Consider the following 24,664-nt stretch of genomic DNA (forward strand, 5'->3'; position numbering starts at 1 on the left):
ATTATTTAATCATTTAATTCTATGAAAAATCTAAAATTAGGAATTACAGCATTGGCATTATCATTTGCCTCTACTGCTTTCGCTCAAACTACTTCTAATCCTTGGTTGATTGGAGTTGGTGCACACGCAGAGAATCATGTTGCTGCAGGTAAATTTGGAGACATGTTTTCAACTGCTTTTGGAGGAAACGGAGGAGAATTGTATAAAATGAACAATTTTACTATCACTCCACCTCTATCAAAATTAACTGTTGCAAGAAATTTAAACAAATATTTTGTTTTAGATTGGCAAACTACAGTTGGTAATGTTGATAATAAAAAAATTGGAATGGATAAAGAATTCTTCCTACAAACTGGTCTTGGTGTACAATTTAAACTAGCTAGTCTTTGGAATGAAGAATCTTGGTTCGATCCATATGTAAGAATTGGAGCTAACTATCTAAGACACGATTACGAAGGAACTGGAGCGGTGAATTCTGATGGTGATTTAATTAAAGCTAATCACTTTACTACAGCAGGTGGTATTGGTGCTAACTTTTGGTTAACTAAAAACTTTGGTATTAATTTACAAGGTGATTATGTTGGAACTCCAACTGATAACTCAGCTGTAGTTAATTTCTGGCAAGCTGGTGCTTCTATCCTGTTTAGATTTGGTAATACAGATAGAGATAAAGATGGTATCAAAGATAAAGATGATGCTTGTCCAGATGTTTTTGGTTTAGCTCAATTCCAAGGTTGTCCTGATACTGATGGTGATGGTATCGCTGATAAAGATGATAACTGTCCTGAAGTTGCAGGTCCAGTTGAAAACAATGGTTGCCCTTGGCCAGATACAGACGGAGACGGAGTATTAGACAAAGATGATGCTTGTCCTAACGTTGCAGGTCCAGTTGAAAATAAAGGTTGTCCTTGGCCAGATACAGACGGAGACGGAGTATTAGACAAAGATGATGCTTGTCCTAACGTTGCAGGTTTAAAAGAACTTAACGGTTGTCCTAGAACTGCTGTTGAAGTAGCTAAAGATACTGAAGCTGCTCTTAAAGATATTCTTTTCAACTTTAACAAAGCTACATTAAGACCAGAGTCTGAAGCAAAATTAGACGTTGCTGCTAAATATATTAAAGAATTTAACGGTGGTCAATATTTAGTAGTTGGTCATACTGATAAAAAAGGTGCTGATGCATACAATTTAAAACTTTCTAGAGAAAGAGCTGCGTCTGTAGTAAAAGCTTTAGAAGCTAGAGGTGTTAAAGCTGAACAATTAAAATCTAAAGGTGTTGGTGAAGCTGAAGCTACTGAACCAGAAACTGCATCTGATGAAGCAAGACAAAAAGATAGAAAAGTAGAAGTTAAAGCTATCGTTGACTTAAACGAGTGGGCTGCTCTACAAAAATCTGATGTTCCTGCTAAAGCAACTAAAAAAGCAGTTAAAAAAACATCTAAAAAGAAATAATTAAAATTTCTAAATAATATTAACACTCTCAAAATTTTGAGGGTGTTTTTTTATGCTATTTTTTGTATTTTTGCATTCGTAAATTTTATTAATTATGGGACGCGCATTCGAATATAGAAAAGCTTCAAAAATGGCTCGTTGGGATAAAATGGCCAAAACTTTTTCAAAAATAGGTAAAGATATTGCCATCGCTGTAAAAGCTGGCGGTCCAGATCCTGACTCTAACCCTGCTCTTAGAAGATGCATGCAAAATGCTAAAGGGGCAAATATGCCTAAAGATAATGTGGAGAGAGCTATAAAAAAAGCTTCTGGTGCAGATGCAGAACACTACGATGAGGTAACTTATGAAGGTTATGGGCAAGGTGGTGTAGCATTTTTTGTAGAATGTACTACCAATAATCCTACCAGAACGGTGGCTAACGTAAGGGCTGTTTTTAATAAGTTTGATGGTAATCTTGGTAAAAATGGCGAACTAGCTTTTATCTTTGATAGAAAAGGAATTTTTACTATTGATAAAACTCAAATAAAATTAGATTGGGACGATTTCGAGATGGAAATGATTGACGGTGGTGCAGAAGAAATAGACCAAGACCACGAAGAAGTAATGATTACCACTGCTTTTGAAGACTTTGGTTCGCTTTCTCATAAATTAGATGAGCTAGGAATTGAAGCTAAAAGTGCAGAATTGCAAAGAATTGCCAATAATACAAAAGAGGTAAACGAAGACCAGTTTAAAGCAAACATGAAAATGCTAGAGCGCTTCGAAGATGATGACGATGTACAAAACGTCTATCATAATATGGAAATAACAGACGAATTGATGGATTCTCTATAAAAACTAAAAAGTCGCAAATTTTGCGACTTTTTTTATTTAGTAAAAACATCTTCTATTTCAGGCATTCTCATCATCACAGAACGTGCATACGAACAATGAGGATTTATTTTCCAGTGGTTTTCTCTGGCAAATTTTATAGCCTCTTCTACCAATTTTTTGCCAAAACCTTGCCCTTCAAATTTTGGGTAAACCATCACGTAAGAAACTATTAAAATATTATTCTCTGGCGAAATAGTATAGGTTGCTCTGCCAATTTCTTCGGCTTCATTTTTAAGAGAGATATAACCGCCGTTTCCTTTTTTATTGTTTTCAAATAATATTTCCATTTTTTAACTTTTGATAAAGATAAAAAATTAAACGTCTTTGCCTGTATAAAAATTATAATCTTTGATAATGGTGTCGATAAATTTACTTTCGGTGAGTGGTATGTCGTCTCTGTTAAGTTTTAGAGTTTCGAGGATTTTGTTGGCTAATTTAGTAATGATTTGTCTGTCTTGTCCGTTTTTTGCTTTAACGAAATTTTCTTTAATTATTCTAACGTCGTTATCGGTAAGAGAAATAACTTGCGGAAAAGTTGGAATGTAATCTGAGTCTATTTTCTCTAAAATAGTATGAGAAATATTAATGTCATTTTTGAGGGAAATAACCGCCGTTCCAGAGGCGATATCGCCAAGTCTTAAGTTGTATTTATTCACCGTCATGCTGATAAGACCAGGGATAAAAAAGAATCCGAAATCTATCAATCTGAAAATCCATCGGATGAGATAATCTGAAAAACTCGCTTGGAAACCATCTACTTTTACTACTTTTATTTTGAATACTTTTTTGCCAGGAGTTTGTCCTTCCATCAGACTTTCAAAAATTAATGGATATAATATAAATGGAGACGAAATGATGGCGTAAAAACCCATTATGGAAAATTGATCCCAACCTTTGATGAAATTGTCTAATCTTAAAAATTTGAATAAAATATAAGCAATTATGAATCCTAAAATCACTTTTATAACTGTATCAATAATAAAAGCCAAAAGTCTTTCGCCAAGATTGGCAACCGTAAAAGATAAATTTACATTTTGTGAGGTATTGATGTCTATTTGAGCCATTTTTTTATTATTTTAGCAATAGATTATGAGAGAGGTAGCTTTTATTAAGCAAAATAAAGAAAAATGGTTGGGAATAGAGCAAGTGATTTCAGGAAAAATGAAAAAAAATCCTGATGAATTGTCGTCTCTATACATTAATTTGATTAATGACTTGTCTTTTTCGCAGACTTACTATCCCAAAAGTAAGACTACAATCTACCTAAATCACCTTGCTACATTAATTTTTCAGAAAATTTATAAAACCAAAAGGGTTGAAGAAAACAAACTTTTGAGTTTTTACAAACAAGAAGTTCCTCTTTTAATGTATCAGTATAGAAAATATCTTTTATATACTTTTGGGCTTTTTATCATTTTTGTCTCAATTGGTGTAATATCTTCTCATTATGATAGAGATTTTGTGATGATTATTTTGGGCGAAGATTATGTAAACATGACTTTAGAAAACATCCGAAAAGGCAATGCAATTGGTGTTTATGAAAGTGGTTCAACTTGGGGAAGTGCATTGGCAATCATCAAAAATAATTTAACGGTTGGTGCAAAACTTTTCATTTACGGAATTTTTGCTGGAGTAGGTACCATATATGCCTTTGCTTATAACTGTATCATGTTAGGCTCATTTCAATATTTTTTCCAAACACAAGGTGCTTTATCACAAAGCGCAAGAGGAATTTGGATACACGGCGCTTTCGAGATTTTTAGTATGATAATTGAAGCAATGGCAGGTTTAATTTTAGGAGCTTCAATTTTATTTCCTAAAACTTTTTCTAGGCTTAATTCATTCAAAATAGGTTTTAAAGACAGTTTTAAAATTTTTTTAAGTACAGTTCCGTTTACTATTTTTGCGGGAATTTTAGAAGGTTATGTAACCCGAGAAGCACTTAAAATGAATCTTGCGCTCAATCTTTTTATTATTTTTGGGACTTTATTTCTAATTAGTTATTACTATATATTTTATCCATTTATCGCCAATAAAAAATACAATTCTAATAATTTTGAAAAATTGCAGTAGCAGATTACCTAATGATAAATAAATTATATCTTTTTTTGATGTTTTTGTTGAGTTTTACTTTTTGTAGAGCTCAAGAATCTTATCAGGAAGTGGTTACAGATTCTGCTTACAGTGCAAATTTTAAAGATGCAAAAATTATAGATTCGGCGCTTATTGAAGGTTATGTAACCAATAATAATTTAACTCCTAAAAAATTTAAAAATAATTTTAGAAAAAATTACCAAACAGACGAATTCAATTATACACCTAAAAAGCCTAAAACCACAGGTTGGGATAATTTGATGAGAAAAATAGGAGAATTGTTGAGAGATATTTTCGGCGGTGTAGATGGTAAACAAACGGTTTCTTTTGCAGGGATTTTCTTTAAAATTTTAGGATTTTTAGTTTTAGGATTTATACTTTACATCATCATTAGCTATTTTGTTTCTAAAGAAGGAAATTTTATTTTTAGAAAGAAAAACAAAACAGTAAACATCAATTCTGAAGATATTGTAGAAAATATTCATGAGATTAATTTTTCTGAAAAAATATTAGAATTCGAGAAAGAGAAAGATTTTCGTACTGCAATAAGATATCAATTTTTGAATGTTCTAAAGAAACTTTCGGATAAGAAGATGATAGATTGGAATGCCGAAAAAACCAATCACGATTACGAAAGAGAAATAAAACAAGAAAAAATAAAAGAGGTATTTTCAGAATTGCTTTACATCTTTGAATACGTTTGGTATGGAGAATTTGAAATAAATGAAGAAAATTATCAACAGTTGAAGAAAAAATTTGAAACCGTATTTTTTAAATGAACAAAAATTATAAAACATTAGGCATCATTCTTTTGGTGGTAGTAGCTTTGGTTGTCTTGGCGCAACTCGTTAGCGAAACTCCAACAGATTGGAATAAAAATTTTTCTGTCTCAGAAAAATCGCCTTATGGTTTGTATGTTTTTGATAAAGAATCCAATCAATTATTCAATCATAAAATAAAGAAAATAGAAGTTTCGCCGTATTCTTATTACGAAGAAAATAAGGAGACAAAACCTCATAATATTCTTTTAATTGAAAAAAATATTGATGAAACTTCTTTAGATAAAATTCTTAATCAAGTATCTAAAGGTTCAGATTTAATGATTGTTTCAGAACAAATTCCAGAGAAAATTATCGATACATTAAAGGTAAAGCAAACTGATTTTAATTACAGCAATGATTGTATGATGTATTTTACCGACGAAAAACTTCGTTCTGATAGCATCATCATAGAAAAAAATCAAAATCCGGCGGTTTTTTCTAAAATAAATTTTGCAACAACAGAAATTTTAGGAGACGAATATTATGATAATAAAGACGAAGAAACGTTGGGTTCGGGAGCTTATTTTATTAAAGTAAAATTCGGGAAAGGAAATGTTTTTCTTCATTCAGAACCAATTGTTCTTACCAATTATCATCTTTTAAAAGCGGAAAATCAAAAATATATTCAAGATTTATTTTCATTTTTGCCAGATAGAGAAACGATTTGGTTTCAAAAAACTTACAACGAAACATCGAGTTCTCCGCTTAGGTTTATATGGGCTAATCCGCCTCTTAGAAATGCTTGGCTTTTGTTTTTAGGTGCTGTTCTTGTGTTTATTTTATTCAATGCGAAAAGAAGACAAAGAGTAGTTCCTATTATTGAGCCGTTGAAAAATACATCGGTAGATTTTATTAGAAGTATTGGTAATTTGTATATGCAGGAAGGCGATTTTCATGACATGATGGCGAAAAAATCTCAATATTTTCTGAGCAAAGTAAGAACAGAATTGTTGATTGATACTCAATTTTTAGATGAAGAATTTGAGAAAAAATTGCATTTAAAAACAGGGAAATCTCCAGAAATGATAAAAGAAGCAGTTGTTTTAATAAAAAAATCTCTTAATCCTTCTTCGCAAGTTATTAATGAAGATTTGATGACTTTAAATAAAGTTTTAAACGAAATTTTAAAATAACTTTGTAAAAATATAATTTTTTGAAATTTAGTAATTTAGAAAATGGAAAACTTAGATAACCAAAATTTAGAAGTACAAAACGAAGAACAAACTACAGCGCCAGAATTTCACTCAAGAATTGATATGACGGAACTTAGCGAAAGTCTTACAAAAGTAAAATCTGAAATCGCAAAAGTAATTGTAGGTCAAGAATCTATGATTGAACATCTTTTAGTGGCTTTGCTTTCGAACGGACATGTTATTATAGAAGGTGTTCCTGGTGTTGCAAAAACGGTAACAGCAAAGCTCTTGGCAAAAACAATTTCTGTAGGTTTTAGCAGAATTCAATTTACACCAGATTTAATGCCTTCGGATATTTTGGGAACTTCGGTTTTTAATGCGAAAAACACTGAATTCGAATATAAAAAAGGTCCTATTTTCTCCAATTTTATTTTAATTGACGAGATTAATCGTTCGCCTGCAAAAACGCAAGCTGCTCTTTTCGAAGTGATGGAAGAACGACAAATTACAATGGATGGAACGCTCTATAAAATGGAAGAGCCGTTTTTGGTAGTTGCAACACAAAATCCTATAGAACACGAAGGAACTTATAGACTTCCGGAAGCACAATTGGATAGATTTTTATTCAAAATTAATGTAGATTATCCTAATCTTGCTCAGGAAATAGAAATCGTGAAAAACCAGCACGAAAACAGATTAGACGATAAAATTTCTCAGGTAGAAGCTGTTATTTCGGGGCATCAATTGAAGAATTTTCAAAATTTGGTGAAAGAAATTATTGTAGAACCTCATTTGTTAGAATATATTGCAAAAATTACCGTGAATACAAGAGAAAACCAGTTTTTGTATTTGGGAGCTTCGCCTAGAGCTAGTTTAGCACTTCTTACGGCGAGTAAGGCTTTTGCTGCAATTAGAGGAAGAGATTTTGTAACGCCAGAAGATATTAAAGAAGCAGCTGTTGGTGTTTTGAGACACAGAGTTATGGTTGCTCCAGAGCGTGAAATGGAAGGTTTAACAGCCGATGAAATTATAAAACAAATTTTAGAAAGTATAGAAATTCCTAGATAAGAAAAATGATAATTGAAATGAAATAATTTGCGCCTTTGCGTTAATTTTTACTAAGGTTTCAAATGATAATTATAAAATGAAGATAGAAAAAGTAAAATTAAAAGACGGGAAAACCGTTGCTATTACCGGCTCGAAAAGTATTTCGAACAGGTTACTTATTTTGGGCAAATTATTTGGAGATTTAAAAATCGAAAATCTCTCTAACAGTCAAGATACACAACTTTTAGAAAAAGCTTTGGCAGAAGATTCAGAAGTGGTAGATATTCATCACGCAGGTACCGCCATGAGATTTTTAACGTCGCTTTTCGCAATTAAGGAAGGCAAAAAAACAATTCTTACAGGCTCTGCCAGAATGAAACAAAGACCTATAAAACCTTTGGTAGATGCGTTAAGAGAACTAGGAGCAGAGATTAATTATCTTGAAAACGAAGGTTTTCCGCCATTGGAAATTCATGGGAAAAGAATTGAAAAGAATTTTGTGAAAATTCCCGCCAATATTTCTTCGCAGTTTATTACATCGCTTTTATTGATTGGTGCAAGTTTAGAAAATGGTTTAGAAATAGAATTGCAAGGCGAAATTACATCTCGCTCTTACATTAAAATGACTTTGAAAATTCTAAAAGATATTGGTATAGAAAGTCGTTTTGAAAGAAATTCAATTAAAATTTTGAGTTCAGAGTCTTCTTTGTACAATAAGCAATTGGATATGCATTTCCACACTTCCAAAATAAAACATTACACCGTAGAAAGCGATTGGAGTTCGGCTTCTTATTTCTATTCTTTGGCTGCAATTGGGAAGAAAAGAATTCATCTGAAAAGTTTCTATGCTTTTTCTTTGCAAGGAGATTCGGCTTTGAAAGAGATTTATTTAAAATTTTTTGGTGTTAATACGATTTCAGATTCTGCGGAAAATCAAATTGCTTTAATTCCTGATGCACATTTTCAATATCCTGAAAAATTTATTTTGGATATGAATGATTGTCCAGATATTGCGCAAACTGTTTGTGTAACGTGTGTTGCGCTCAAATTACCTTTTGAAATTTCAGGTTTAGGAACTCTGAAAGTGAAAGAAACCGACAGATTGGTTGCGCTACAAAACGAATTAGAAAAAATTGGTTGCAAAACAGAAATTACAGATGATTCTATCAAATCTTTAGAATTTTTTGAACCTAAAAATGCTATTTCTATCGCAACTTATAACGACCACAGGATGGCGATGAGTTTTGCGCCGTTTGCTTTGGTAAAAGAATTAGATATACAAAACGAAGACGTAGTAGAAAAATCTTATCCAGATTTTTGGACAGATTTTTTTGGAATTACAGATAAAGTGTAACACAGAGTTCACAGATTTTTGCACGGAGAGCACTAAGTTTTTTAAATTGAGCTAGATGAAAAAAATCTTTATTTTGATACTTGTCCTTGTTGGAATTGCATTTATTGCTTCTTTTTTTGTTAAAAAAAATTATCAAGTAATAACAGCTGATTTAGATGAAAAAGGATTTTTTCCAAAGGATTGTTATGTTTTTTATCAAGAATTTCATTATAGAATTGATAGAAAGCTAGTCTATAAAAATCAATTATTAGCAAAAGATATTTCTTCAGGTTCTGAAAGTATTATTGTAAGAAATATAGATTTTTATGATTTAATGAAAAAAAATATGAAAGGGTATAAATTTTTAGATTTAAAAAATATTGATTCTAATAAAATCAAATACAATTCAAAAATATACACTGTTGAAAGTAAAATAGGAGATTCTATTTTTTGCAGAATTGATAAAGACAAAATCATTGTATTTATAGAAAAAGAAAATTTAGATTAAAAATATTTTCTTCAAAAAGCAAAGCGTCTCAATAATCTAAAATTAGTGAACTTTGTGAAAGCTTTGAGAGCTTTGTGATATAAAAAACGAACAAAATTTATGACAATAATAATAACAGGAACTTCCACAGGAATTGGTTTTGCTCTTGCTGAATATTTCGGCAAAAAAGGGCACAAAGTTTTTGGCTTAAGTCGAAAAAATGTGGAAAGTCAATATTTTACTACTGTTCCAACAGATATTACTGATAATACACAAGTTAAAGCTGCGATTTCAGAAATTTTAAAAACGGAAAGTAGAATAGACGTTCTCATCAATAATGCTGGAATGGGAATGGTAGGCGCTGTGGAAGATTCTAGCAAAGAAGACATTCTGAAGCTATTTAACCTGAATTTGATTGGAGCGGTTCAAATGATGAGCGCAGTAATGTCAAAAATGCGTGAACAAAAATTTGGTAAAATTATCAATATTTCGAGTATTGGAAGTGAAATGGGACTTCCGTTTCGTGGGTTTTATTCGGCTTCAAAATCTGCGCTGGATAAAGTGGTAGAAGCAATGCGTTACGAAGTTTATCAATGGAATGTGGAAGTTTGTAGTTTGCATTTGGGAGATATTAAAACCAAAATTGCTGAAAATAGAGTGAAAACTCAAATTTCAGAACCTTATAAATCGGTTTTTGAAAAAGTATATTCTTTGATGAATGCTCACGTTGATGACGGAACAGAACCTTTGGAAGTGGCACTTTACATAGAGAAATTATTAGAAAAAAAATCTTGGAAAGCTCATTATTATTTCGGAAAGTTCGGACAAAAAATTGGCGTTCCTTTGAAATGGATTCTTCCGCAGAAAACCTACGAAAATCTGATGAAGAAGTATAATAAAATGGATTAATGTTGTCACTAATGCACGAATTTTTTTATTATTGTTAAAGTTATTCGTGCATTAGTGGCTATGACCAAATACTAATTCAACAAAAATTTGCGTTCTTTGCGTAATCATCTTTGCGACATTGCGTGAAAAAAAATCTATACATATTTCTATTTTTTCTTCCTTTTTTTCTGAAATCCCAACAGAAACAATTTATCTTAATAGATTCTCAAACCAAGAAAGAATTCATCAAAAAAGATTCTCTTGCTGCAGCTAAATTTTTAGATTCTTTGGCAGAGAATAATTATTATTTCACCAAGGTTTTGAATGTAGAAAAAGTAGATAAAACTACCAAAATTCTCTTTGATAAGGGAAAAAATTTCAACGAAGCAAAAGTGAGTTTGCCTAATGAAACTGCTGAATTCTTAAAGTCTAAAAATGAAATTTTTACTAAAAATCTAGATTCTTTAAAGCAAGTTATCAATCAAAAATATACAGATGAAGGTTTTGCTTTCAATAGAGTGAAAACGCAGTTTTTAGGATTCGAAAATGAGATTCCGAAAGTTGAAATTTCGGTTTTTAAAGGTGATAAAAGATTGATAAATGGTTTCGTTTTGAAAGGTTATACCAAAGTTCCGAAACGTTTTGTGAAGAATTTAGAAAAAGAATTTGTTGGCAAAAAATACGACAACGAAAATCTTCTCAAGATAAATTCCAGATTAGAAAATCATCCTTTTGTTTTGCTAGAAAGAACGCCTCAAACATTATTTACAAAAGATTCTACGGAAATTTATCTCACGCTTCAGAAGAAAAAATCTAATAATTTTGACGGAATTCTCGGTTTTGGAAATAACGATAAGCAAAAAATTAGTTTTACGGGAAGTATAAATCTCAACCTGAAAAATGTTTTCAATGGTTTTGAAAGTATTTCTCTTTATTGGCAAAGAAATCAACAAAGTGGACAAAATTTCGATTTGCAGACCGATATTCCTTACCTTTTTGGCTCTAACGTTGGTGCAAATTTGAACATGAATATTTACCGTCAAGATTCTACTTTTGCCAATGTGAAGTTTCGTCCGTCTTTGTATTATCAGCTTTCGGAGAAGCAAAAAATTGGAGCGAGAGGAAATTTTGAAATTTCTTCGGTTTTAGACGATACTTATACTTCCGGACAAGATTTTAGCAAAAAAGGAGTTGGCGTTTTTTATGAATTTACAGAAACTTCAGAAGAGCCGTTGTTCGTTTATAAAACCAAACTTATTGCAGAGTTAGATTTGCTGAGTTCTTATTATCAAAATTTAGATAAAACATATCAGCAAAATCGCTATTATTTGTTTGCAGAACGTAATTTTCATCTCAAAGGGAATCATTATTTCAATATAAAAGCAGAATCTGCAATGTTGAATTCTGGAGGTGAAGTTACCACGAACGAGCTTTTTAGAATTGGAGGATATAATTCGCTTCGAGGTTTTAATGAGCAATCTCTTTATACAGATTTTTATGGATTTGGTGGTGCCGAATATCGTTATTTGGTAAGCAATCAGGCGTTTTTTGATGTTTTTGGGCAATTGGCAAACGTGAGAAATTCTACTTTGAAAACTACTTCTAAATTGTACAGTTTTGGCGTTGGTTTTAATTTTATTTTACCAATTGGATTAATGACTTTTCAGGTTTCCAACGGGCAAGAATTTGGCAATCCTTTTAAATTTCAAGACACCAAAATCCATTGGGGAATTGTGAGTAAATTCTAAGATTTTGAGTAATTTAAGGTTTTTAGATGGGTTTGATTTTATTTCTAACTTTTCTTAACAGTTTTGCTTTAAAGTTTAATAGAAGTTTAACTGTCTTTTCTTAATTGAATTTGTTTTTGCATTGTAAATCTGAGTATTTTTGCAAAATAATTATGAAGAGAATCATTTTACTCGTTTGTCTATTATTTTTAATTAAAATTAATTCTCAAACTTTTTCCGGAACCTTGTTTATGAGAGATAAATCGTCATTTTATCTTAATCAAATATATATTACGAATCTTAACGAACAAAAGACATATCTTACCAATTATAATGGGGATTTTCGTATTCCTGCAAAAGCTGGTGATGTGATAAGATTTACTTCTATTGTTTCCGAAAGAAAAGATTTAAAGCTAACTCCTGAGATTCTTAATAATTCTAGGAATTTAATTGAGTTGGAGGTTGCTTATAAAGAGATACAAGAAGTGGTTTTGAATAGATTTAAACCAACGGGTAATCTTAGAAAAGATGTAAAATCTTTAGATTCTAAAAAATCTAGAGTAGAAGTGGCGAAAATTATTGGTTTGCCAACGCCAAAAGGAGATGGTACACCGCCAATTGCACCTGTTGCAGACTTAGCGAATGGTGGTTTTTCTATTAGTTTGGCAAGTCTTTATGATGTGGTTTCTGGTGATAGAAAGAAAAAAGAACGTCTTTATCAGTACGAAAAAATGCAATACGCAATTAATAATACCAAATCTTATCTAGGAGAAGATTATTTTACAAGGTTAAAAATCCCTAAAGATTTGATTGATAATTTTTTACAATTTGTATATACTTCGGATAATCTTTTACCTTACATAGAATCTTCAAACTACGAAGCAGTGAAGCTTTCTATAGATAAATATCTTCCTATTTATCAAAAAAGATTAAAATCGTCTCATCTTCAAGAAATTGTTTCGAATACATCTATTTAGGTCTATTTTCTAAGAATAATTCATTATTTATATGAATTTTATCGTGTTTTTAACATTTTTTTATGATTTGTATTTAAATATTTATATCTTTGTCCCCCAATTTTAATCGAAATAAGTGGGAAAGAATAAGATTGCAAGGTTTGCAGAAAACAAATTATTGCCAAATGTAATACAGCCAACAAGAGAAGAAGCGCTTAATAATTTCGAACTAAAAGGCAAATGGAGGGAGAAAATTTTTAAAAATGAAAACCCAATAGTTCTAGAGCTTGGCTGCGGAAAAGGCGAATATACTGTAGGAATGGCAAAGGCTTTTCCTGATAAAAATTTTATTGGTGTAGATATAAAAGGAGCAAGGTTTTGGTTTGGAGCTAAAGATGCAGTGAACAACGGTCTTGATAATGTAGCTTTTTTAAGAACACAAATAGAATTAATAGATTGTTTTTTTGCTCAAAATGAAGTTGATGAAATTTGGATTACGTTTCCTGATCCTCAAATTAAGTATAAAAGAGGTAAACACAGGCTTACACACCCAGATTTTTTGAATCGCTACAAAAACATTTTGAAACCTTCTGCAATTGTACATCTTAAAACAGATTCTGAGTTCCTTCATGGTTATACGCTAGGGCTATTGCAAGGCTTAGGCCACGAAATAGTGACAGCGCATCATGATATATACGGAGCGCCAGAATATGAGCCAGAAACCCATTATTTGAGAGAAATTAGAACTTATTACGAAGAATTGTTTTCTGCAAAAGGAAAAACAATTACTTATATAAAGTTTAAATTGAAATAAAAATAGAAAAATGAAGAAAATTTCCACTCTGTTACTTGCTATGGTAACGGGCATTTCGTTGTCCGCGCAAGTGAAATTTGATAGTAATGATCTTCACTCTGCGGATAAGAAAGTTACTGCTGCACAAGCTGTAAATTATATAGCTAATAATGATAACTCACGTCTTGAAGGCTTAGATTTGAATAAATTTAAATCTAAAAAAGAAGACCATGATGCTTTTGAGTTACTTATGAATTCTGATGTAGAAAAAAATAAAAAACCTATTACGACGGAAGTAATTAATGAGATGCTTCAAAGTGACGAAAACGATACTTTAAGCCTTTTGTTGGTTAAAAATAGTTCTCAATGCAATATGGTTTTAAAGATTGAAGGAAAGGTAACTTATAATATTCCGGTTCCTGCAAATGGACAGAATGCTATAATGGTAGAAAAGGGAATGTATCATCTAAGCGGCAATCTTTGCGAATTGAAATATGAAGCTCAAAAAGATTTAAATAAAAATATTTTAGTGGCTTTAAAGAGAATGAATGATAATTAATTGATTGATAAAAAAACTAATATTTAATTTTATTACACAAAAAAACCTTTCAAAATATTTTGAAAGGTTTTTTGTTTTATAATGTTGAAAAATTATTCAGCGTCAAAGTCTTTGTCTGCATCAGCAGTTACTTTTTCACCTTCTTTAGATTTTTCTTTATCTGCTTTTCTTTGAGATTGACCTTCTTTAATAGCTTCAGAAACTACAGAAAGAATCATGTCAATAGATTTAGAAGCATCATCGTTTCCTGGGATTACGAAATCTACTTTTCTAGGGTCTGAATTCGTATCAACGATACCAAATACAGGAATACCTAATTTTTTAGCTTCTGTAACAGCGATGTGTTCTCTAAGGATATCTACTACAAATACAGCAGAAGGAAGTCTTACCATGTCTGCGATAGAACCTAAGTTCTTCTCTAGGTTAGCTCTTTGTCTGTCTACTTGTAATCTTTCTTTTTTTGATAAAGTTTCGAAAGTACCATCTTTCTTCATTTTATCAATAGCGTTCATTTTTTTAATCGCTTTTCTGATAGTAACAAAGTTGGTAAGCATACCACCTGGCCATCTTTCAGTAATGTAAGGCATATTAAGTTCTGAAGCGTGTTTTGCTACAATTTCCTTAGCTTGTTTTTTAGTAGCTACGAAAAGAACTTTTTTACCAGCTGAAGTAATTTTTTCTAAAGCGTTACAAGCTTCATCTAATTTTACTGCAGTTTTATGTAAATCAATAATGTGAATACCATTTTTCTCCATGAAAATGTATGGAGCCATATTTGGATTCCACTTTCTAGTCATGTGACCGAAGTGAACACCAGCTTCTAATAAGTCTTTAACTTGAGCTTTTGCCATTTTTTTTAATTTTTTGTTAGTTTACTTTCCGCTTTTTATGCAATCAACTTTTCTTTAAGATGGGAGAAAAGTTTGGATGCTAAACGTAACGGGCAATTTTTTTGTAATAATTTGTAAATAAACCGAGAAAAAAGATTAACGTTTTGAGAATTGGAATCTCTTTCTTGCTTTTTTCTGTCCTGGTTTTTTTCTTTCTACCATTCTTGCGTCTCTTGTAAGTAAACCTGCTGGCTTAAGTGCTAGTCTGTTTTCTTCGTTGATTTCGCATAGTGCTCTAGAAACTCCTAGTCTAATAGCTTCTGCTTGACCAGTAATTCCACCACCGAAAACGTTTACAGTTACATCGTACTGTCCTACAGTTTCAGTTAATAAGAATGGTTGATTCACTTTATAAACCAACATCTCCGTATTGAAGTATTCTTTTGCGTCTCTTCCGTTTATTGTGATATTACCAGCGCCTGGTTTCACATAAACTCTAGCTACAGAAGTTTTTCTTCTTCCAATCTTGTGAACTATAGACATAATTATTTAATTTCGTTAAGGTTAATAACTTTTGGTTGCTGTGCTTCATGCTTGTGCTCTCCTCCTTCATATACATACAAATTCTTGTAGATAGCACTTCCCAATCTGTTTTTTGGCAACATACCTTTTACAGATTTTTCTACTAATTTACAATTGTCTTTTTTGTGCACTTCTTCAGCAGTTAACGATTTTTGACCACCTGGATAACCAGTGTGCCAAATGTATTTTTTGTCTGCCCACTTGTTGCCAGATAAAGCAACTTGTTCTGCATTCAAAACGATTACGTTATCACCACAATCTACGTGTGGAGTGTAATTCGTTTTGTGCTTACCTCTCAAAATCTTCGCAACTTTGGAAGCTAATCTTCCTAATGGTTGCCCAGCTGCATCTACCACAACCCATTCTTTCTTAGCGGTAGCTTTGTTAGCTGATACGGTTTTGTAACTTAATGTATTCACTATTTATTGTTTACGATTAAACATAATTTTCCCTTAAAAAGGTGTGCAAAGTTATGGTTTTTTTTTGAAATTGAAAAACTTTCTACAAAAATAGAATGTTTTTTTGATGTAAATTTCTGTTTGTCATTATTTTAACGACTTGTTTTGTCTGAAACTCGCTAATAAATAATACCCTACAAAAACTATTGAAAACTTAAAAACAGAAGGTAAAGCTTTTTCTAAGTCGAAGATTAAACTCCCTATAACAACTAAGATTATCATTGCCCCAAAAGAAATCCCTAGCTTTTTTGGTAAAGGAGTTTCGGGGTTGTCTATATAATATGCTAATCCCCATGCCAGACCAAATGCAAAACCGTAAAAAAGCTCTAGCCATAAACCACCACTTTCTAGCAAAAAATGATTGATTAAAAAACTGATTAAAGTTCCTGCAAATGTGTAAATTAGCGTTCTTTTCATTTTAAAAATTTTTGCAAAAATAGTTAATTTAAAAATTAGTCTTATTTTTTTATATTTGAAAACAATCGATAAGCAAATATGAGCATACAAAAATATCAACCAAAAAATAAAGTACGAGTAGTTACTGCAGCTTCATTATTTGACGGACATGATGCAGCTATTAATATTATGCGCAGAATGATACAGTCTACAGGTTGCGAAGTAATTCATCTTGGGCACGATAAATCTGCAGAAGAAGTTGTAAATACTGCCATACAAGAAGATGCCAATGCAATTGCACTTACATCGTATCAAGGTGGACATAATGAATATTTTAAATACATCTACGATTTATTAAGAAAGAAAAACTCGCCTCAAATCAAGATTTTTGGCGGAGGTGGAGGAGTGATTCTCCCCGAAGAAATTAAAGATTTAATGAAGTATGGAATTGATAGAATTTATTCTCCAGATGATGGCAGAGAAATGGGATTGCAAGGAATGATTGATGATTTGGTGCAAAAATCTGATTTTGCAACAGGTGAAAGTATCTCTGTGGAAGATTTAGATAAAGTCAGTTTTGAAGATTCTAAAACAATAGCTCAAGTTATTTCTGCGGTTGAAAATTTCTCAGACAAAAAGTTAGATTTGGTAAAAGAAATAGATGAGAGAACAAAAAATTTGAACATTCCCATTGTAGGAATTACAGGAACAGGAGGTGCCGGAAAATCTTCTCTTACAGACGAATTGGTTCGTAGGTTTTTGCGTTCAAATCTCGATAAAAAAATTGCAATAATCTCTGTTGACCCAAGTAAAAAGAAAACGGGAGGAGCGCTTTTAGGAGATAGAATTAGGATGAATTCTATTAATGATAAACGCGTTTATATGCGTTCTATGGCGACAAGAGAGAACAATGTTTCGGTTTCGCCTTATATTCATTCGGCTTTAAATATTTTAAAATTAGCTCATCCAGATATTATTATTTTAGAAACTTCGGGAATTGGACAGTCTGGTTCGGAAATTACCGAAATTGCAGACGTTTCTATGTATGTAATGACTCCAGAATATGGCGCTTCTACGCAATTGGAAAAAATTGATATGTTAGATTATGCAGACTTAATTGCCCTCAATAAATCTGATAAACGAGGTGCTCTTGATGCGTTGCAAGCTGTAAGGAAACAATATCAAAGAAATCATACTTTGTTTGAACAGCCTCTAGAAGCAATGCCTGTTTTTTCTACCAAAGCAAGTCAGTTTAACGATTGGGGAACTACAGAAGTTTATAATGCTTTAATAGAAAAGTTAAATGAAAGCTTCGACTCCGCTCAGCGTGACAATGTGTTATTTAATAAATATGAAGAACAAAACGTTTCTGAAGATGCTACGATAATTCCTCCAAAAAGAGTTCGTTACCTTTCGGAGATTGTAGATAATAATAAAAATTACGACAAAGAAGTAGAAGAACAAGCTTTAATAGCCAAAAAAATGTATTTGATTGATGGCGCTAAAGCTTTAATTGATGGAGACGAACACACAAAAGACACATTAGAAAAAGTTTTTTTGAAAACCAAGAAAGAACTTTCAGAAGAAAACAGACTCTTTTTGCAAGGTTGGAAAAACTTCAAAGAAGAGATGAAGCAAGATACTTTTACCTATCTCGTTCGTGGTAAGGAAATAAAAGTAGAAACCAAGTACGAAAGTCTTTCGCATCTTAAGATTCCAAAAATTTCTTTGCCAAAATTCCAAGATTGGGGAGATTTGGTTCGTTGGAAAGGTCAGGAAAATGTTCCGGGAGCTTTTCCTTTCACTGCCGGAATTTATCCTTTTAAAAGAACGGGCGAAGATCCTACAAGAATGTTTGCAGGAGAAGGAGGCCCTGAAAGAACCAATAGAAGATTTCACTATGTTTCTGCGGAAATGCCTGCCAAAAGACTTTCTACAGCTTTTGATTCTGTAACGCTTTACGGTCAAGATCCTGCGCTTCCGCCTGATATTTATGGCAAAATTGGAAATGCAGGCGTTTCTATCGCCACTTTAGATGATGCTAAAAAATTATATTCTGGTTTTGATTTAATTGATGCGATGACTTCAGTTTCAATGACGATAAACGGACCAGCGCCGATGATTTTGGCATTTTTTATGAATGCAGCAATTGATCAAAACGTAGAAAAATATATTAATCAAGTCGAGGTTAAAGCAGATTTTGAGAAAAAATTAGAAGATATTTTAAAGAAAAAATTTGATAACAAAGGCTTAAAAAGACCAGTTTATAACGGAGATTTACCTGAAAGCAATAATGGTTTAGGTTTAAAACTTCTAGGTTTAACTGGTGACGAAATTTTAGATGCTGAAACTTACCAAAAAATTAAGAATGAAACTATTGCTACCGTTCGTGGAACGGTTCAGGCAGATATTTTGAAAGAAGACCAAGCACAAAATACTTGTATTTTCTCTACCGAATTTGCTTTGAGATTAATGGGCGATGTTCAAGAATATTTTATTCAAAATAAAGTTCGAAATTTTTATTCGGTTTCTATTTCGGGCTATCATATTGCTGAAGCAGGAGCAAATCCTATTTCTCAATTGGCATTTACGTTGGCAAATGGTTTCACGTATGTAGAATATTATTTGAGCAGAGGAATGAATATCAATGATTTTGCTCCGAATTTATCTTTCTTTTTTTCGAACGGAATTGACCCGGAATATGCGGTAATTGGTAGAGTTGCTCGTAGAATTTGGGCAAAAGCTATGAAATTAAAATATGGAGCCGATGAACGTTCTCAAATGTTAAAATACCACATTCAAACTTCTGGACGTTCGCTTCACGCACAAGAAATTGATTTTAATGATATTAGAACAACTTTGCAAGCATTGTATGCAATTTACGACAATTGTAATTCACTTCATACCAATGCTTATGACGAAGCCATTACAACACCAACGGAAGAATCAGTAAGAAGAGCAATGGCGATTCAGTTGATTATTAATAAAGAACTCGGTTTGGCGAAAAATGAAAATCCGTTGCAAGGTTCTTTCATTATTGAAGAATTAACAGATTTGGTAGAAGAAGCGGTTTATGCAGAATTTGACAGAATTACAGAACGTGGCGGAGTTTTGGGAGCAATGGAAACGATGTATCAACGAAGTAAAATTCAAGAAGAAAGTATGCATTATGAATGGTTGAAACATACGGGAGAATATCCAATTATAGGTGTTAATACTTTCCTTGGAAAAGACGGTTCGCCAACGGTTTTACCAGGCGAAGTGATTCGTTCTACCGAAGAAGAAAAGCAGTTGCAAATTCAGAATCTAGAAAATTTCCAAAAATCTAATGAAGATAAAGCCTTAATATGGCTTCAAAAATTGCAATTGGCAGCTATCAATCAACAAAATTTATTTGAAGTAATGATGGAAGCGGTGAAATATTGCAGTCTCGGACAAATTACCAACGCGCTGTTTGAAGTGGGAGGAAAATATAGAAGGAATATGTAATAAATCACAATTATTATTTTTAATTCTATTTTTGAAATAAATATCTTTACAAAAAAATTAAAACAATGAAAAAAATTCTACTATTACTTACTATTTCAATTATTTCAATGAGTTGTGTTCCTAAAATTGCGTTAACGGCAGATTATTGGCAAAAACCAACAAAAGTTGGAATTTTACTTAATGCAGGTGAGCCTACTAAGTTTAGAGAAGGTTCTCAAGGTTTGTTAGATTTAGCTGTAACTTCTGGAGATAAATATAAAGAGGCATTAGATTTGATTGGAAAAAATGTACAGCCAAAAGAGGAATTAACGGTATTGTATACCGATGCTTTAAAGACTAAGGGTAAAGAAGTCGTTTTGATTACTGAAAAATTTGATCCTAAAACTGCAACTAAATTCAAAGGAGAGAAAGCTGATGGAAAAAAATATCCAACGTATGATTTTTCAAGCTACAAAAATAAATATGGAATTGATGAGCTGTTATTCGTAAATGTAAATTATGGATTTATGATTTCTTATTATGGGATGATAGAAACAGGGAAAGCAGCATATACAGGAATCACTACTCAAATTATTGACTTAAATGACCAACATTTGATTTTATCAAATCCAAATGCAAAACAAGAAATTTTGAAAAAGTGGAAAGATAACAATTATGAAAATTCGATAAATGGAGTCCGAACAGCTTTTGACAAGCTGAAGGAAGACGAAAAAACAATTTTTAAGTAAAATTTGGAAGTATGAATCTTTTTTTTAGATTTTTCAGAATCTTGAAAAATTATTTTATAATAAATTAAGCTGTTCAGTTTTTGAGCAGCTTTTTTGTTTTAAACAAATATTTTATGAAGTGAAAATTTAATAGAATTTAACAATTGACAGATATTGTTTATTTGAAATTCATCTATATCTTTGACGCGCTAAAATATATTATGTAATGAATAACGAAAATGAAATTATAGAAGACCTCAAAAATTGGAAGGAACTTATTAAACCTTATGCCACACCTGAAAAAAAATTGGCTAGAACTCAAATTTACAATACTTTTTTACCTTTTATTGCATTGGTAGTTGCTGCTGCTATTGTCTATGAATATTCAGTTTGGGGAAGTGTTTTAATTTCTGTTTTGGCAGGATTATTTTTAACCAGAGTTTTTATTATTCAGCACGATTGCGGTCATCAATCTTTTTTCCCAGATAGAAAATTGAATGATACAATGGGGTTTATTTCTAGTTTGGTAACATGTATTCCTTATAAATATTGGGCTCGTTCTCACAATCATCATCATGCACATCAAGGGCAATTAGACACCAGAACGATTGGAGATGTTACTTTGCTAACGGTAAAAGAATATCAAGAACTTACCAGTTGGGGGAAATTGAAATACAGAATTTATCGTTCGGTTCCTGTGATGTTTATTATTGGACCGGTTTACTACATTTTTATCCACAACAGAATTCCTTTTATCAAATTTAAAGGTTGGGACAAAGAGCGTAAGCATTTGGTTTTAACTAATTTTTATCTTTTGACCTTTTATTTTATTTTGGCTTTGGTGATGAGTGTCCCGAGTTTTGATTTGTTGTATGGCATCAAAAAATTAGCAATTGTATATATTCCGGTGCTTTTAACCTTTGTTTTTACAGCAATTTGGTTTTTCTATATGCAACATCAGCACAACCCAAATTATAAAGCTTGGAAACAAGATTGGCAGTTTTTGTTGGCAGCGATTAGAGGAAGTTCTTATTATAAGTTGCCAAAAATTTTCAATTTTTTCACTGGAAATATTGGCTATCATCATTTGCATCATTTAGCTCCGAAAATTCCTTTTTACAAATTAGAAAAATGTTGTAAAGACAATCCTATTTTCCAAAAACATGTTGCTACAATTACTCTTTTGAGCAGTGTAAAATATGCTTTTTATACGCTTTGGGACGAAGAAAATTACAGAATGGTAACTTTCAGACAATTAAAGAAAATTCCGGTAAAAGCTTAAGATATATAAATCGCCTTGTGAAAAACGAGGCGGTTTTTGTTTTTATAAGAATTATAAATTTATATCAAAAATGATTACATTTAATCAATGAACGAAACTTTCAAACAACAAGTTTTTGAAATCATCAAAATGATTCCCGAAGGAAGAGTTACAAGCTACGGAGCAATTGCAAAGGCAGTTGGTTTTCCTAATCATGCTCGTCATGTAGGAAATGCTTTAAGAAATTATGAAGAAAACTTTCCTGCACATAGAGTTTGTGCTGCTTGTGGAATTATTTCTGCGGAAAGTTGTATCCCAAAATTTACCAAGAAATTAGCTAAAGAGGGAATAGAAGTAAAAGGAAATAAAATTCAGAATTTTAAACAAATTTTTTGGAATCCTTTGGATGAAATTGGATTTTGATATAATCTTGGAAATAAAACAGGCGCGAGCGAAGCTCGCGCCTGTTTTTATAATCATTTTATTTCGATTAAGAATTCTTTTTTTCTTTAATCGCCACTTTTATTTTTTCTGAAAGTTCTTCTAAAAGCTCTACGTTATCTTTTAATAAATCTTTCACGGCATCTCTACCTTGTCCTAGTTTTGTGTCTCCATAGCTGAACCAAGAGCCAGATTTTTTTACAATTTCGTATTCAACACCTAAATCTAAAATTTCGCCAACTTTAGATATTCCTTCACCATACATAATATCGAATTCTGTATTTTTGAAAGGTGGAGCTACTTTGTTTTTCACAATTTTTACTTTCACACGGTTTCCTACAGCATCTTCGCCTACTTTTATCGGAGAACCACTTCTTCTAATGTCAATTCTTACAGAAGCATAGAATTTAAGAGCGTTTCCACCAGTTGTAGTTTCAGGATTCCCGAACATTACCCCAATTTTTTCTCTTAACTGATTGATAAAAATCACAGTACATTTAGTTCTAGAAATGGTAGCTGTTAATTTTCTCAAAGCTTGAGACATTAATCTTGCATGCAATCCCATTTTAGAATCGCCCATTTCTCCTTCAATTTCAGCTTTTGGAGTAAGAGCCGCAACAGAATCTATTACCACGATGTCGATAGCTCCAGAACGGATTAAATTATCTGCAATTTCTAATGCTTGTTCGCCATTATCTGGTTGAGAAATAATTAAATTTTCAACATCAATTCCTAATTTTTTTGCATAAACGGCATCAAAAGCGTGTTCTGCATCTATAAAAGCTGCAATGCCACCTTGTTTTTGAGATTCTGCAATGGCATGCATAGTAAGAGTGGTTTTACCAGAAGATTCTGGGCCATAAATTTCTATTACTCTGCCTTTAGGATAACCACCAACTCCTAACGCAATATCTAAACCAAGAGAACCACTTGGGATTACTTCTACTTCTTCTACAGCACTGTCGCTCATTTTCATTACCGTACCTTTTCCGTAGGTTTTGTCCATTTTTTCTAGGACTAAAGCGAGGGCTTTCTTTTTATCGTCTAAACTGCTCATCTATTTTAAATTTTATCAAAAATACTAATTAATTTTCTTATTTTTTGAAAGAATTTTTCCAAAATTTCTCTCTTTTAATGCAAAGCTAATATTGTAATGCGACAAAACGTGTCGTATTAAATTATTTTTTAAATTTTTTATTTTTGTAGAATAAATCATGTTATGAAAAATAGATTGTTCATTCTGTTGTTATTAGGTTTTACTCTATTAAATGCTCAAAATGTAAAAATAGATACGGTTTTTGTGGGAAAAGCAAATGCTAAAGAAATTAAAAATTATCTAAAAAATAGAGCTACTGTTTTTATTGTGGTAAGACATGGCGAAAAGGAAGATAATAGCAAAAATCCTCATCTTTCTGAAGAAGGTAAAAAGCGAGCGAAGAATTTGGCAGTATTGTTGAAAAGTGTAAAAATTGATGAAATTTATAGCTCAGACTTTTTTAGGACAAAAGAAACTTTGGAACCTTTGGCTGTAGATAAAAAATTGAAGTTTAAAATTTATAATCCTTCTAAAATACCAGATTTTGTGAAAAATGATTTAATTTTTAATCAATCTAGAAATGTTATTTCGGGGCATTCTAATACCAATCCTGTTTTGTTGAATGAAATTTGTAAAAAATCTATTTATAAAGATATTCCAGATAATCAATTTAATGATATTTTTATCGTGAATGTTTTTAAGAATAGAGAAAAAATTATAATTTATCATCTGTTATATTAAAAAAAAACTGCCCGAAAAAGAGCAGTTTTGTTTTAATTATTTTTTGCGATGTTTTCTTCGTTTTTCTCAGAGAGTTCTGTAATTTTTGCAACGTCGTCTAAAGAGAATTTGCCTTTTATTTTTACATAAACCAAATCTTTTTCGTCTTTTACGGTAATTAGTAAATCTTTAATTACTTTGTCAGAATTGGTGTCGGCAGACATTATTTTTATTTTAGAATCTTTACTATTTACGCTCATCAATTCTTGTAAATTGCTTCCGAAAGATTGTCTAGAAAAATTATTAACCATTTTTTCTGTGGCATTTTCTACAGTGTAAACTTTTACTCTTTTTATTTTTCTGATAAGATTGATTACTTCTTTAGATTCTCCATCTTCTTTTAAAGCTTTTTTAATGAAAGGTTTTACCAAAAACATAGGAACGTTTACTTTTGTAATGGTAGTGTTGCCTTTTATTTCTTCGTTGTAGAGAGATTTTTCGCTTACAAAACAAGATTGTAAAAAGAACAGAATAGGAATTAATAGTAAATATTTAGCTTTCATAGTTTATTATTTTAAGA

General features: G+C 31.7%; 26 protein-coding genes. 18 read left to right on the forward strand and 8 right to left on the reverse strand.

Annotated elements, in window-relative coordinates:
• Window positions 1–21: 21 nt before the first annotated feature.
• The gene (locus QM746_RS04095; RefSeq protein ID WP_414983049.1) at window positions 22–1,452 is read left to right on the forward strand and encodes an OmpA family protein; all 1,431 of its coding nucleotides are present in this window, start codon (window positions 22–24) and stop codon (window positions 1,450–1,452) included.
• Window positions 1,453–1,546: 94 nt separating this feature from the next.
• Window positions 1,547–2,287, forward strand: coding sequence for a YebC/PmpR family DNA-binding transcriptional regulator (locus QM746_RS04100; RefSeq protein WP_414983050.1), 741 nt, complete (start codon window positions 1,547–1,549; stop codon window positions 2,285–2,287).
• Window positions 2,288–2,319: 32 nt separating this feature from the next.
• On the opposite strand, the gene QM746_RS04105 is transcribed toward QM746_RS04100, so the two are convergent.
• Window positions 2,320–2,613 carry a GNAT family N-acetyltransferase gene (locus tag QM746_RS04105; RefSeq protein WP_414983051.1) on the reverse strand — a complete coding sequence of 98 codons (294 nt, stop codon included), beginning with the start codon at window positions 2,611–2,613 and terminating at the stop codon, window positions 2,320–2,322.
• A gap of 27 nt (window positions 2,614–2,640) precedes the next feature.
• On the reverse strand, window positions 2,641–3,390 hold the full coding sequence (locus QM746_RS04110) for an RDD family protein (RefSeq protein ID WP_414983052.1): 750 nt from the start codon (window positions 3,388–3,390) through the stop codon (window positions 2,641–2,643).
• Between the two features lie 25 nt (window positions 3,391–3,415).
• Here QM746_RS04110 and QM746_RS04115 point away from each other — a divergent pair, with 25 nt between their 5' ends.
• From QM746_RS04115 to QM746_RS04165, 11 genes are all read left to right on the forward strand, one after another.
• Entirely contained in the window at window positions 3,416–4,399 is a 984-nt protein-coding gene (locus QM746_RS04115; protein ID WP_414983053.1) for a stage II sporulation protein M, read from the forward strand.
• 11 nt (window positions 4,400–4,410) lie between these two features.
• A complete protein-coding gene (locus QM746_RS04120; protein ID WP_414983054.1) occupies window positions 4,411–5,199 on the forward strand; it encodes a DUF4129 domain-containing protein in 789 nt (262 codons plus the stop codon).
• Window positions 5,196–6,374 (forward strand): DUF4350 domain-containing protein, encoded by a 1,179-nt coding sequence (locus tag QM746_RS04125; protein ID WP_414983055.1) that lies wholly within the window; start codon window positions 5,196–5,198, stop codon window positions 6,372–6,374. The genes QM746_RS04120 and QM746_RS04125 overlap by 4 nt, the downstream gene beginning before the upstream one ends.
• Window positions 6,375–6,416: 42 nt before the next feature.
• Window positions 6,417–7,442 (forward strand): AAA family ATPase, encoded by a 1,026-nt coding sequence (locus QM746_RS04130; protein WP_414983056.1) that lies wholly within the window; start codon window positions 6,417–6,419, stop codon window positions 7,440–7,442.
• A gap of 76 nt (window positions 7,443–7,518) precedes the next feature.
• Entirely contained in the window at window positions 7,519–8,775 is a 1,257-nt protein-coding gene (locus tag QM746_RS04135) for a 3-phosphoshikimate 1-carboxyvinyltransferase (protein ID WP_414983057.1), read from the forward strand.
• Window positions 8,776–8,830: 55 nt separating this feature from the next.
• Entirely contained in the window at window positions 8,831–9,262 is a 432-nt protein-coding gene (locus QM746_RS04140; protein WP_414983058.1) for a hypothetical protein, read from the forward strand.
• A gap of 99 nt (window positions 9,263–9,361) precedes the next feature.
• Window positions 9,362–10,150: an SDR family oxidoreductase gene (locus QM746_RS04145; RefSeq protein ID WP_414983059.1), complete on the forward strand. Its 789-nt coding sequence runs from the start codon at window positions 9,362–9,364 to the stop codon at window positions 10,148–10,150.
• 122 nt (window positions 10,151–10,272) lie between these two features.
• Complete coding sequence (locus QM746_RS04150) at window positions 10,273–11,877, forward strand: hypothetical protein (RefSeq protein WP_414983060.1); 1,605 nt, start codon at window positions 10,273–10,275, stop codon at window positions 11,875–11,877.
• Window positions 11,878–12,029: 152 nt separating this feature from the next.
• Window positions 12,030–12,833, forward strand: a complete 804-nt coding sequence (locus QM746_RS04155; protein ID WP_414983061.1) for a hypothetical protein — start codon at window positions 12,030–12,032, stop codon at window positions 12,831–12,833.
• Window positions 12,834–12,948: 115 nt separating this feature from the next.
• Window positions 12,949–13,626 carry a tRNA (guanosine(46)-N7)-methyltransferase TrmB gene (trmB, locus tag QM746_RS04160; RefSeq protein WP_414983062.1) on the forward strand — a complete coding sequence of 226 codons (678 nt, stop codon included), beginning with the start codon at window positions 12,949–12,951 and terminating at the stop codon, window positions 13,624–13,626.
• 10 nt (window positions 13,627–13,636) lie between these two features.
• The gene (locus QM746_RS04165) at window positions 13,637–14,164 is read left to right on the forward strand and encodes a DUF6759 domain-containing protein (RefSeq protein ID WP_414983063.1); all 528 of its coding nucleotides are present in this window, start codon (window positions 13,637–13,639) and stop codon (window positions 14,162–14,164) included.
• Window positions 14,165–14,256: 92 nt separating this feature from the next.
• Here the strand turns inward: QM746_RS04165 and rpsB are convergent, their stop codons facing one another.
• The 4 genes from rpsB to QM746_RS04185 all read right to left on the reverse strand — a co-directional run bounded on the left by rpsB (window position 14,257) and on the right by QM746_RS04185 (window position 16,451).
• A complete protein-coding gene (rpsB, locus tag QM746_RS04170; protein WP_374365350.1) occupies window positions 14,257–15,015 on the reverse strand; it encodes a 30S ribosomal protein S2 in 759 nt (252 codons plus the stop codon).
• A gap of 135 nt (window positions 15,016–15,150) precedes the next feature.
• Window positions 15,151–15,537, reverse strand: coding sequence for a 30S ribosomal protein S9 (rpsI, locus tag QM746_RS04175; protein WP_374365347.1), 387 nt, complete (start codon window positions 15,535–15,537; stop codon window positions 15,151–15,153).
• A 2-nt stretch (window positions 15,538–15,539) separates the two neighbouring features.
• Window positions 15,540–15,995, reverse strand: coding sequence for a 50S ribosomal protein L13 (gene rplM / locus QM746_RS04180; RefSeq protein ID WP_374365345.1), 456 nt, complete (start codon window positions 15,993–15,995; stop codon window positions 15,540–15,542).
• A 126-nt stretch (window positions 15,996–16,121) separates the two neighbouring features.
• Complete coding sequence (locus QM746_RS04185) at window positions 16,122–16,451, reverse strand: hypothetical protein (RefSeq protein ID WP_414983064.1); 330 nt, start codon at window positions 16,449–16,451, stop codon at window positions 16,122–16,124.
• Between the two features lie 78 nt (window positions 16,452–16,529).
• Between QM746_RS04185 and QM746_RS04190 the strand changes: the two genes are divergently transcribed.
• From QM746_RS04190 to QM746_RS04205, 4 genes are all read left to right on the forward strand, one after another.
• A complete protein-coding gene (locus QM746_RS04190; protein ID WP_414983065.1) occupies window positions 16,530–19,919 on the forward strand; it encodes a methylmalonyl-CoA mutase family protein in 3,390 nt (1,129 codons plus the stop codon).
• Between the two features lie 65 nt (window positions 19,920–19,984).
• Window positions 19,985–20,647 carry a hypothetical protein gene (locus QM746_RS04195; protein ID WP_414983066.1) on the forward strand — a complete coding sequence of 221 codons (663 nt, stop codon included), beginning with the start codon at window positions 19,985–19,987 and terminating at the stop codon, window positions 20,645–20,647.
• Window positions 20,648–20,852: 205 nt separating this feature from the next.
• Window positions 20,853–21,908, forward strand: a complete 1,056-nt coding sequence (locus QM746_RS04200) for a fatty acid desaturase (protein WP_414983067.1) — start codon at window positions 20,853–20,855, stop codon at window positions 21,906–21,908.
• A gap of 87 nt (window positions 21,909–21,995) precedes the next feature.
• Window positions 21,996–22,310 carry an MGMT family protein gene (locus tag QM746_RS04205; RefSeq protein WP_414983068.1) on the forward strand — a complete coding sequence of 105 codons (315 nt, stop codon included), beginning with the start codon at window positions 21,996–21,998 and terminating at the stop codon, window positions 22,308–22,310.
• A 67-nt stretch (window positions 22,311–22,377) separates the two neighbouring features.
• On the opposite strand, the gene recA is transcribed toward QM746_RS04205, so the two are convergent.
• Window positions 22,378–23,385 (reverse strand): recombinase RecA, encoded by a 1,008-nt coding sequence (gene recA, locus QM746_RS04210; protein WP_414983069.1) that lies wholly within the window; start codon window positions 23,383–23,385, stop codon window positions 22,378–22,380.
• A gap of 162 nt (window positions 23,386–23,547) precedes the next feature.
• Here recA and QM746_RS04215 point away from each other — a divergent pair, with 162 nt between their 5' ends.
• Window positions 23,548–24,105: a histidine phosphatase family protein gene (locus QM746_RS04215; protein WP_414983070.1), complete on the forward strand. Its 558-nt coding sequence runs from the start codon at window positions 23,548–23,550 to the stop codon at window positions 24,103–24,105.
• 32 nt (window positions 24,106–24,137) lie between these two features.
• On the opposite strand, the gene QM746_RS04220 is transcribed toward QM746_RS04215, so the two are convergent.
• Complete coding sequence (locus tag QM746_RS04220; RefSeq protein WP_414983071.1) at window positions 24,138–24,647, reverse strand: DUF4252 domain-containing protein; 510 nt, start codon at window positions 24,645–24,647, stop codon at window positions 24,138–24,140.
• Between the last annotated feature and the right edge of the window lie 17 nt (window positions 24,648–24,664).

It is taken from the genome of Cloacibacterium sp. (assembly GCF_047601505.1).
Taxonomy (GTDB): domain Bacteria; phylum Bacteroidota; class Bacteroidia; order Flavobacteriales; family Weeksellaceae; genus Cloacibacterium.

Bases quoted from the DNA above. Each gene is read 5' to 3' on its own strand.
- recA (WP_414983069.1), bottom strand. From the start codon at position 23,385: ATGAGCAGTTTAGACGATAAAAAGAAAGCCCTCGCTTTAGTCCTAGAA.
- QM746_RS04220 (WP_414983071.1), bottom strand. From the start codon at position 24,647: ATGAAAGCTAAATATTTACTATTAATTCCTATTCTGTTCTTTTTACAA.
- QM746_RS04185 (WP_414983064.1), bottom strand. From the start codon at position 16,451: ATGAAAAGAACGCTAATTTACACATTTGCAGGAACTTTAATCAGTTTT.
- rpsB (WP_374365350.1), bottom strand. From the start codon at position 15,015: ATGGCAAAAGCTCAAGTTAAAGACTTATTAGAAGCTGGTGTTCACTTC.
- QM746_RS04105 (WP_414983051.1), bottom strand. From the start codon at position 2,613: ATGGAAATATTATTTGAAAACAATAAAAAAGGAAACGGCGGTTATATC.
- QM746_RS04190 (WP_414983065.1), top strand. From the start codon at position 16,530: ATGAGCATACAAAAATATCAACCAAAAAATAAAGTACGAGTAGTTACT.
- QM746_RS04195 (WP_414983066.1), top strand. From the start codon at position 19,985: ATGAAAAAAATTCTACTATTACTTACTATTTCAATTATTTCAATGAGT.
- QM746_RS04115 (WP_414983053.1), top strand. From the start codon at position 3,416: ATGAGAGAGGTAGCTTTTATTAAGCAAAATAAAGAAAAATGGTTGGGA.
- rpsI (WP_374365347.1), bottom strand. From the start codon at position 15,537: ATGTCTATAGTTCACAAGATTGGAAGAAGAAAAACTTCTGTAGCTAGA.
- QM746_RS04125 (WP_414983055.1), top strand. From the start codon at position 5,196: ATGAACAAAAATTATAAAACATTAGGCATCATTCTTTTGGTGGTAGTA.
- QM746_RS04100 (WP_414983050.1), top strand. From the start codon at position 1,547: ATGGGACGCGCATTCGAATATAGAAAAGCTTCAAAAATGGCTCGTTGG.
- QM746_RS04205 (WP_414983068.1), top strand. From the start codon at position 21,996: ATGAACGAAACTTTCAAACAACAAGTTTTTGAAATCATCAAAATGATT.
- QM746_RS04120 (WP_414983054.1), top strand. From the start codon at position 4,411: ATGATAAATAAATTATATCTTTTTTTGATGTTTTTGTTGAGTTTTACT.
- QM746_RS04095 (WP_414983049.1), top strand. From the start codon at position 22: ATGAAAAATCTAAAATTAGGAATTACAGCATTGGCATTATCATTTGCC.
- QM746_RS04135 (WP_414983057.1), top strand. From the start codon at position 7,519: ATGAAGATAGAAAAAGTAAAATTAAAAGACGGGAAAACCGTTGCTATT.
- QM746_RS04155 (WP_414983061.1), top strand. From the start codon at position 12,030: ATGAAGAGAATCATTTTACTCGTTTGTCTATTATTTTTAATTAAAATT.
- QM746_RS04200 (WP_414983067.1), top strand. From the start codon at position 20,853: ATGAATAACGAAAATGAAATTATAGAAGACCTCAAAAATTGGAAGGAA.
- QM746_RS04110 (WP_414983052.1), bottom strand. From the start codon at position 3,390: ATGGCTCAAATAGACATCAATACCTCACAAAATGTAAATTTATCTTTT.
- QM746_RS04130 (WP_414983056.1), top strand. From the start codon at position 6,417: ATGGAAAACTTAGATAACCAAAATTTAGAAGTACAAAACGAAGAACAA.
- QM746_RS04140 (WP_414983058.1), top strand. From the start codon at position 8,831: ATGAAAAAAATCTTTATTTTGATACTTGTCCTTGTTGGAATTGCATTT.
- QM746_RS04145 (WP_414983059.1), top strand. From the start codon at position 9,362: ATGACAATAATAATAACAGGAACTTCCACAGGAATTGGTTTTGCTCTT.
- QM746_RS04165 (WP_414983063.1), top strand. From the start codon at position 13,637: ATGAAGAAAATTTCCACTCTGTTACTTGCTATGGTAACGGGCATTTCG.
- QM746_RS04215 (WP_414983070.1), top strand. From the start codon at position 23,548: ATGAAAAATAGATTGTTCATTCTGTTGTTATTAGGTTTTACTCTATTA.